Consider the following 7,994-nt stretch of genomic DNA (forward strand, 5'->3'; position numbering starts at 1 on the left):
CCCCCCGTTGAAAGGCGGGACGCCGCCTCTCAAACTCTCCTGCGTAAGGTTCGATTTGTGTGAGGCGGGGTGGGGGGGATATTTGCGATCGCGCAGTAGGTAGATCTGGGGGTGGGAACCCCCAGACCCCCCGGCGGACAACGCAGGAGATGACTGCGATCGCACAGCTCCTTGAAAGCAATTTCAGAATAGCTATGAGCAGAAATTTAACTTTTCATATTTCCAATCATTCAACAACTAACCACCATTCACTATCCACTATCCACTATTCACTATCCACTACCTCTACCTTTCGGACTACCCCTAACTATTGTTACTCCGTCAGAAGGAGGTTGGCTGGTGATTGTAATTAGCGATTGAATGGTTTAAATGAGTTAGATATTAATCTTATTTTTTCTGTAATTTTAATCGGCATAACTATTTAGGAGCGCAGGATGTTGGTAATTAGGTTATTTATCGATCGACATGTGGGAGATTTGTTGGCGCAAACGGAGATCGTGCGGGAGACGGCGATCGGGTTTTCGGGGCCGCAGTTTTTTACGGCGTTGGTGGCGGGGTTGTTTTTGACTTTCGGTTTTCAGATGTTGTTGACCAATTTTTCGGTGGCGGCGGGGATGTCGGTGTTGAGTTTGGCAACTCATGATGATAAGTCGTCCGATCGCAGTGCTGGTGGTTCGCTACATATTGGGACGGCGGTTGGTGTCTGGACGTTGGTGACGGTGACGATCGCGTTGTTTGTCGCTTGTTTGTTGGCGGTGAAGTTGAGCTTTGTGCCGACGGTGACGATGGGGGCGACGGTGGGGCTGTCGATTTGGGCGGCTTATTTTTCGATTTTGGTCTGGATTAGTTCGACGACGGTGGGTTCGTTGGTGGGTTCGGTAGTGAGTACGGCGACGAGAGGCTTTCAGGCGGTGTTTGGGACGGCGACTGCTGCTTTGGGGATAAAGGCGGCGGGTTCGGAGTTGGTGTCATCGGCGGAGGCTGCTGCTGCGGCGGTGCGGCGGGAGATGACGGCTTATATCGATCCGCAGGATGTGCAGTCGTCGTTTAAGGATTTACTCGGTTCGGTCAAGCCGCCGGAGTTGAATATCAAAGAGATTCGCGCTGAGTTTGAAAAGATTCTTAAGGATTCGGATCTGACTAAGGGTCTAGACAAGGATAGTTTACCGACGCTGAGTCGGGAAACTTTTGAAAATCTGCTCAAGGAGCGAACGGATCTCGCGCCGCGCGATGTCAAAAAAATTGTCGATGAGTTGGATCGATCGTGGAGTGGTACGGTTGGTGGGATGAAGTCAGGTGGCGGACTGGGGGAACTAATGAAGCTGGTTCGATCGGGCAAGCCGCAGGATCTGCTCTCAGGTGGCTTGTCGCAGCAACTTGATCGCTATCTCCAGGACATGGGTAAGGGTGAGAATTCGAGCCAGTTGGAGCAAGCTCTAGGTGCTGTAATGGGGATTGTATTGGGTCGGGTGGACTTGTCCGATCTCGATGTCGAAAAAATCAAGGGTCAGGTCAAGAATGCCCAGTCGCAGCTCAAAACTCAAGTGGCACAAGTTACCGATCAGGTGGCTAGTCCGACGCTATCGCCTGGAGCGAGCGTGATTCGGGCGGATGTCGAGCATTATTTACGAGATACTTACTCGTGGCAGATGACACCAGGTCGGATCGAGCGAGAGTTTCGGGATGTCCTCTACGATCCAAATGCGGATGCCCGTACGATTCGGCAGGCGATCGATCCGCTCAAACCTGAAGAATTTACTGCCCAATTGCAGGCGCGGGGGGTGTTTACCCAAGGGCAGATCGTCGAATTGACGCAAGTACTCGATCGGGTGCGGGTGCGTGTCCTCGATGAGGTGCGCGCTGCCGAAGCGGCGGGGATGCTCGAAAAAATGCAAGGCGCGATCGATACCTATTTACGCGCTACTCCCAAGCAGCAGTTACTCAATAACCAAGCCACTCAAGATTTCAAAACCTTGCTAACTGATGGCGATGCCGATCCGCAAGAGTTGCATTCGCGGCTATCGCAAATCAAGCAGTATCGCTTTTTGAGCGTGCTCCAACAGCGTAACGATCTGAGCGAAACTGAAAAGGTGCAGATCGCCCAGATGCTCACTCCTGTGCTGGAAGTGGCGATCGCCGATACCGAAGGTTTACAAGCTGGGGTCAAAGCGCGTGTCGATACCCAGTGGCAGCAGGTGCAGGAATATCTCCGCAATACTGGCAAGGACGAACTCAACCCTGAGGGGATTAAGCGGGACTTCCAAAAGCTCTTAGCAGATCCGCAGGCTGGTCTGCACGACCTTCAGCACCGCGCAGCTCACTTTGATCGGGATACGCTGGTACAACTATTGAGCCAGCGTCAAGACCTGAGTCAAGACCAAGTAAATCAGATCCTCGATCGAGTTGAATCCAATTGGAAGCAAGCGATCCATGCTCCTGCTGCTTTGGTCGATAAAGCCAAAACTCAGTATGAGGACACCACTAGCGCAATCGCTGATTATCTGCGCCGCACTGGTAAGTCGGAACTCAATCCCGATGGCATCAAACGCGATCTGACGACTTTATTACAAGACCCCAAATCGGGAGCAGAATCGATCCGAGATCGACTTTCGCAGATCGTTGGCGGAGCCTCTCGGAACGAGTTTCGCGATACGCTCGTCCAACTATTACGCCAGCGCAACGACTTCACCGAAGCCGAAGCCAATGCGGCAGTCGATCGAGTCCAGGACACGATCCGTCAGGTACTCCGCACCCCCCAACGGCTGGCAATTCGCGCCAAAAACCGCGTCAATGATTTCCAAACCGCGCTGGCTGATTACCTCCGCCATACGGACAAAACCGAACTCAATCCCGACGGCATCAAACGCGATCTGGGACTGCTATTTCAAGACCCGCGTTTGGGCTTGGAACACATGGGAGATCGGCTCTCTCATATCGATCGGGAGACGATTATCGCCTTGCTGGCACAACGGCCAGACATCACTCCTGCCGAAGCCGAACAAATCGTCGATCGAGTGTTGTCCGTGCGCGATCGGTTCGTCGGGCAACTCGATGCCATCAAAGCCAAAGTCCAGTCGGTCATCGATGGTATTTTAGGCCAGATTCGCGACTATCTCAATGGCTTGGAACGTCCCGAACTCAATTACGACGGCATCACCCAGGATGTCCGCAAACTGTTCGACGACCCCAATGCTGGCTTTGACGCCCTACGAGATCGGCTCGCACATTTCGATCGAGATACCTTGGTGGCTGTGCTTAGTTCCCGCGATGATATCTCCACGGCCGATGCCAACCGGATTATCGATCAGGTCGATGGCGTCCGAACCAATGTCCTCCATCGTGCCGAACGGATTCAAACCCAAATCCAAAACCGCTTGGACGATCTCAAGCACCAAGCACAAGTCCAAGCCGAAGCTACCCGCAAAGCCGCAGCCACTGCCGCTTGGTGGTTATTTGCTACCGGTTTGACCTCGGCGATCGCCGCTGCTGCTGCTGGCGCACTTGCTGTCATCCCATTGGCGATCGCATAGTACCGATCTAAACTAATTCTCAAAAAAGTGAGTCGAGGTAATTCATAAATTACCTCGACTCACTTTTTTAGCAATAGCGTCCAGAAATTTGCAGGAACGTTGGGAAACAACGGCGGACGAGCATCGCCGACCGAAATCGCGCTGAGGACAACACAGTCGCAACTCCCCACTCCCAACTATAGCAACCGCCAAGGCTGTTAGGACAGAACAGCGATTGAAATCGCCGCTCAGAATGTAAAGTCCGCCTACGCCGACTAATTAAAAAAATGTCCTAACGATCTTGGCTATTGCTATATCTCCCCGATTGCCCATCCAATACCTGCCGAATTGCACCATCCCAGATCGCCATCACTGGCTCCACCCCAAATCGGTTGAGTACTTTCGGTGCATGATGAGAAAAATATTGTCGTTTGACCGGATCGGACATCAACAGATCGAGTCCTACTGCTAGTGCGTCTACATTCTCCGTTACCACCAACAATCCATCCTGACCATTGTGGACGATCTCACGCGGCCCACTCAAACAATCGGTGGCAACGACTGGTACACCGCAGGCCATTGCTTCACACAATGTCACTGGAAACCCTTCAAACCGCGATGAGAGCATGAAAATATCTGCTTTGCGTAAGTGAGCGTCAATATTCTTGACTACTCCTGGCAGATAAACTCGATCTTCTAACCGCAATTGCACACACAACTCTTCGAGTTCGCCCCGCATTTCCCCTTCCCCAAAAATCGTCAGCGTCCACTCTGGGTGCGTATCGCAAACTTGGGCAAAGGCTCTGATCGCTAGATCGAAACCTTTTTGCGGGACTAGCTTACCGATGGCGAGTAAATGTCGATCGTCGGTAAATACTTGCGACTCGATCTGATCTGACTCTGGTAATGCAATAGGATTAGGCATCACCACTGTCTTGTAGCCGCGCTCGGCAGGGAAAAATGACAAGCCGCTATGAGTCTGAACGGTAACTAATGCTGCGCGACGATATAGCCACTTTTGTAAGAATTGACCAATTTTTCCCAAGCCACCAAAGGCTGGATAGACATGCTCGCAGACGATCGTCGGTACCCGCAGGCTCCAAGCAGCTAAGAGTGTCATGATATTTGTGGTATTCACAAAACTCACGATCAGATCGGGACGACTCGCCACGATCGCTTTTTTGAGCGATCGAATCTGGCGGAGGTTGTAGCTCAAAGTTGCCAAACTAAACCCAGTGTGATAGCCAATTCCCAACGGTCGATACTCGATCCGTTTGTCGAGGTCATAAAATGGTGGTGCCGAGCCATCATCGCAGGAGAGGATGGTAACTTGCCAATCTCTAGCAGCCCAATAGTTGGCGATAATTGACATGACTCGTTCTGCACCACCAACCTTAAGCGAAGAACTAATCAGTGTAATTTTCATTTGATCTCAACAAATATAGATTTAAAAAAGGAGCAGATTAAGATGATTAATACTGAGCTGTAACTTGCTAGCTGGGCAATGACGCTGTGACGACGATCGCAGATCGAACTCCCAGGTAGAGGGTTGGCAAGTCCCGATCGCTACTTACTAGGACAATCGAACATAGCTGATTTTTGTTAACTGACCGATTAAAGTCGCACTTACTAACTAGAGTAAAGTACAAATCTCGAAAAGTTAAACCGTAATTTGACGCATATCAGCAATTTAGGATGATCAGTGAGCGATTAGACGCTGACCGATCGCTGGAATTTGTGTCGATGTTGGCGTTATTGTCACTGTCGATCGTCAGAATCGATGATATATAGTGATTATATCAACTCCGTTTTCGATCGAGAGCGCAAATTGCTGTAACAGCCGCTAGCTAAAGACTTGACGCACAGCTCGACTCACGATTGTCAGTCTTGACACCCGATCGGTAGTAGTGCTTGCTATCAGTCATAATACCCATCTCCACCTCCAAACTAATTATGAGCGGCAATACCGATCGCATTCTCGATGGGAAAGCATTGGCACACAAGATGCAAGATGCTTTGCAACAACACATCGCCCAACTTCAGCCCCAAATCGGTCGGCCACCAGGATTGGCAGTGCTGATGGTCGGTGATAATCCAGCCAGTGCAGCTTATGTCGGCGGCAAAGAAAAAGCCTGTGCCAAGGTCGGGATTAGGTCATTCGGACAACACTTTCCTCCCGATGTCAGTCAGGAAAAACTCACCGCCATCATTCACGAACTCAATGCTGACGATCGGGTCGATGGGATTTTAGTGCAATTACCGTTACCAGATGGTTTTGACTCGGTTGCTCTCCTCCATGAAATTGCCCCACACAAGGATGTAGATGGCCTCCACGCTCTCAATTTGGGAAAATTGGTCAGGGGGGAGCCGGGATTGCAAAGCTGTACGCCAGGAGGCGTGATGCGCTTATTAGCTGAATATCAATTAGATGTTCGTGGCAAACATGCAGTGGTCGTCGGGCGGAGTATTTTGGTCGGTAAACCGCTAGCTTTGATGCTATTGGCTGCTGATGCCACGGTGACGATCGCCCATTCGCGCACGCCGGATCTGGCTGCTGTCTGTCGCCAAGCGGATATTCTGGTCGCGGCTGTCGGTAGAACTCAGATGATCACTGCGGAGATGGTCAAGCCCGGAGCAGTGGTGATCGATGTCGGCATCAATCGCCTTCTCGATCCGACGACTGGCAAATCACGATTGGTCGGCGATGTAGACTTCGATGCTGTCAAAGATCTGGCTAGTTGGATTACGCCCGTCCCTGGTGGCGTGGGTGCGATGACAGTAACGATGCTACTGGAGAATACGGTCTGGAGCTATGCCAATACTCATGGATTGGTTTAAACCTGGAGCTATCGATCGATCGTGAATCATCTGTACCGCTTTCTCTATCTGGGCTATATCACCATCTGGTTGCTCAATGAATCTAAATATCTCGGTCGCATTGATTATGCAATGCCCATTGGTAATGGCAATTATGCATTAATTAATGAGTTAATTGTTGGCAACTTGCTGTTTGGTTCGATCGGCATCGCGATCTCGTTATTAATAGTGTCGAGCCAAAAAAATTGGCTGTACTTTATTTGCACTTGTGCGATCGGTTTGGCGATCGCGATCGCGACGGTGTATCTGGATGCTTCGGTAACTAGCAATACCGCTCAAGCACAGATGAATTCTGTTTTTGCTTTATTTGGGTGGTTGCTGCCGATCTCGCTCTCGGCTTGGCGCGGAATTTTCAAGGATTTGGGCGCAGCGATTTTCAACAGGCGGAATAAACACGACGATCGGTAATTAATCGCGAAGTTTTATCAAGTTTCTGGTTAATAATTAGCAAACTTTATCCTTAACCGTCCTAGTCTCAGTTTTACCGAACGCGATCGATTAATCCTCGATTTATTACGTCCGCACTTATCCCAGGCAGATGCAAATGCCCAACAATATCAACAACTACAACCAGTACGATCCGCAAGCCTTTAGAGCATATTTATAGTAAATGGAGCGTCACGCAACTTTCCGAGCAATTACGGCATAGAACGGATCGCCCCCACTAGCACCGAGCCATCGTAATAGATCGGGTACTTGACTGACATGGACGATCGGTTCGGGAGTACTAAACCCAGGTACCGAGTTAAAATAACTCTCGACCAATTCTACCCGCTCTGATTCGCTACCATCACGCCAAGCGGCGATCGCTTTGTTATAAAACATCCGATTGGAAAAGCTCAAGATCGCGATCCCATCGGGCTTGAGGATTCGATAAACCTCCGCAAAAATTGCTTCGGGATACTGAAGATATTGCACGGAAACAGTATTTAAAACCGCATCAAAACTGGCATCGGCCAACGGGAACTGGAGATTTTGATTGAGATTTTGGACGAAATAAGTATCAAAGCGGGGATTTTTGGCCAGCTCTTGGGCGTTTAAACCATGTCCTTGGACGTAGGCAAATTTCAGTTCGTCGGGGAGATGGGACACCCAACTACTCATCATGTCAAAGATGCGGGTATTGGGCTTGAGCTGTTCGCGGTAGAGACTCGTCAATCGATCGATAAATCCGGCATCTACATGATTCACAAATCGCGGTGCATCATAAAATTCGAGATCGTTACCATCATCTAATTTTTGACGCTGGGTCGGGTTGAGCAACATGTTGAGGAGGAAAGTTAGGTTACTTTATCTCTACTCTAGCAATCATTGCGGGGAGTTGGGAGTTGGGAGACTTGGAGACGCTTTTGTCCAAATTTACTATCCACTATCCACTATTCACTATCCTCTACCCTCTAACCTCTACTCTCTAGAATTTAATCCCCACTTGACCATTGATACCGCGAATAGAGTGATGACCAACCCCAAAAAAGGTATTGCCACCAGGACTAAACTGTACGCCGCCGGAGTAAGCAACGTCTCCGCCATAAAGCCCTAGTCCCACAAACGGTGAGACGGCTGGCAAGCTAATAAACTTGAGGACATCGCCGCCAGTTTTGCCCTTAG

General features: G+C 50.1%; 5 protein-coding genes and 1 pseudogene. 3 read left to right on the forward strand and 3 right to left on the reverse strand.

Annotation, left to right across the window (positions count from 1 at the left end):
• Positions 1 to 434: 434 nt before the first annotated feature.
• Complete coding sequence (locus RMO27_RS17240) at positions 435 to 3,530, forward strand: MFS transporter (protein ID WP_309734754.1); 3,096 nt, start codon at positions 435 to 437, stop codon at positions 3,528 to 3,530.
• A 271-nt stretch (positions 3,531 to 3,801) separates the two neighbouring features.
• Here the strand turns inward: RMO27_RS17240 and RMO27_RS17245 are convergent, their stop codons facing one another.
• On the reverse strand, positions 3,802 to 4,935 hold the full coding sequence (locus RMO27_RS17245; protein WP_309734756.1) for a glycosyltransferase family 4 protein: 1,134 nt from the start codon (positions 4,933 to 4,935) through the stop codon (positions 3,802 to 3,804).
• A gap of 527 nt (positions 4,936 to 5,462) precedes the next feature.
• On the opposite strand from RMO27_RS17245, the gene folD reads away from it, so the two are divergent.
• Both folD and RMO27_RS17255 read left to right on the forward strand, forming a co-directional pair.
• Positions 5,463 to 6,347 carry a bifunctional methylenetetrahydrofolate dehydrogenase/methenyltetrahydrofolate cyclohydrolase FolD gene (gene folD / locus RMO27_RS17250; protein ID WP_309734758.1) on the forward strand — a complete coding sequence of 295 codons (885 nt, stop codon included), beginning with the start codon at positions 5,463 to 5,465 and terminating at the stop codon, positions 6,345 to 6,347.
• Between the two features lie 21 nt (positions 6,348 to 6,368).
• On the forward strand, positions 6,369 to 6,794 hold the full coding sequence (locus RMO27_RS17255; RefSeq protein ID WP_309734760.1) for a hypothetical protein: 426 nt from the start codon (positions 6,369 to 6,371) through the stop codon (positions 6,792 to 6,794).
• Between the two features lie 210 nt (positions 6,795 to 7,004).
• On the opposite strand, the gene RMO27_RS17260 is transcribed toward RMO27_RS17255, so the two are convergent.
• Both RMO27_RS17260 and RMO27_RS17265 read right to left on the reverse strand, forming a co-directional pair.
• On the reverse strand, positions 7,005 to 7,652 hold the full coding sequence (locus RMO27_RS17260; RefSeq protein ID WP_309734763.1) for a class I SAM-dependent methyltransferase: 648 nt from the start codon (positions 7,650 to 7,652) through the stop codon (positions 7,005 to 7,007).
• 145 nt (positions 7,653 to 7,797) lie between these two features.
• Positions 7,798 to 7,994, reverse strand: a pseudogene (locus RMO27_RS17265) (hypothetical protein); the annotation flags it as partial.

The sequence above is a fragment of the Chamaesiphon sp. OTE_75_metabat_556 genome (genome assembly GCF_031378165.1).
Classification (GTDB): Bacteria; Cyanobacteriota; Cyanobacteriia; order Cyanobacteriales; family Chamaesiphonaceae; genus Chamaesiphon.

What these genes read in the sequence shown, in the direction of transcription:
- RMO27_RS17245 (WP_309734756.1), bottom strand. Translation starts at nt 4,935, where the DNA reads ATGAAAATTACACTGATTAGTTCTTCGCTTAAGGTTGGTGGTGCAGAA.
- RMO27_RS17260 (WP_309734763.1), bottom strand. Translation starts at nt 7,652, where the DNA reads ATGTTGCTCAACCCGACCCAGCGTCAAAAATTAGATGATGGTAACGAT.
- RMO27_RS17240 (WP_309734754.1), top strand. Translation starts at nt 435, where the DNA reads ATGTTGGTAATTAGGTTATTTATCGATCGACATGTGGGAGATTTGTTG.
- folD (WP_309734758.1), top strand. Translation starts at nt 5,463, where the DNA reads ATGAGCGGCAATACCGATCGCATTCTCGATGGGAAAGCATTGGCACAC.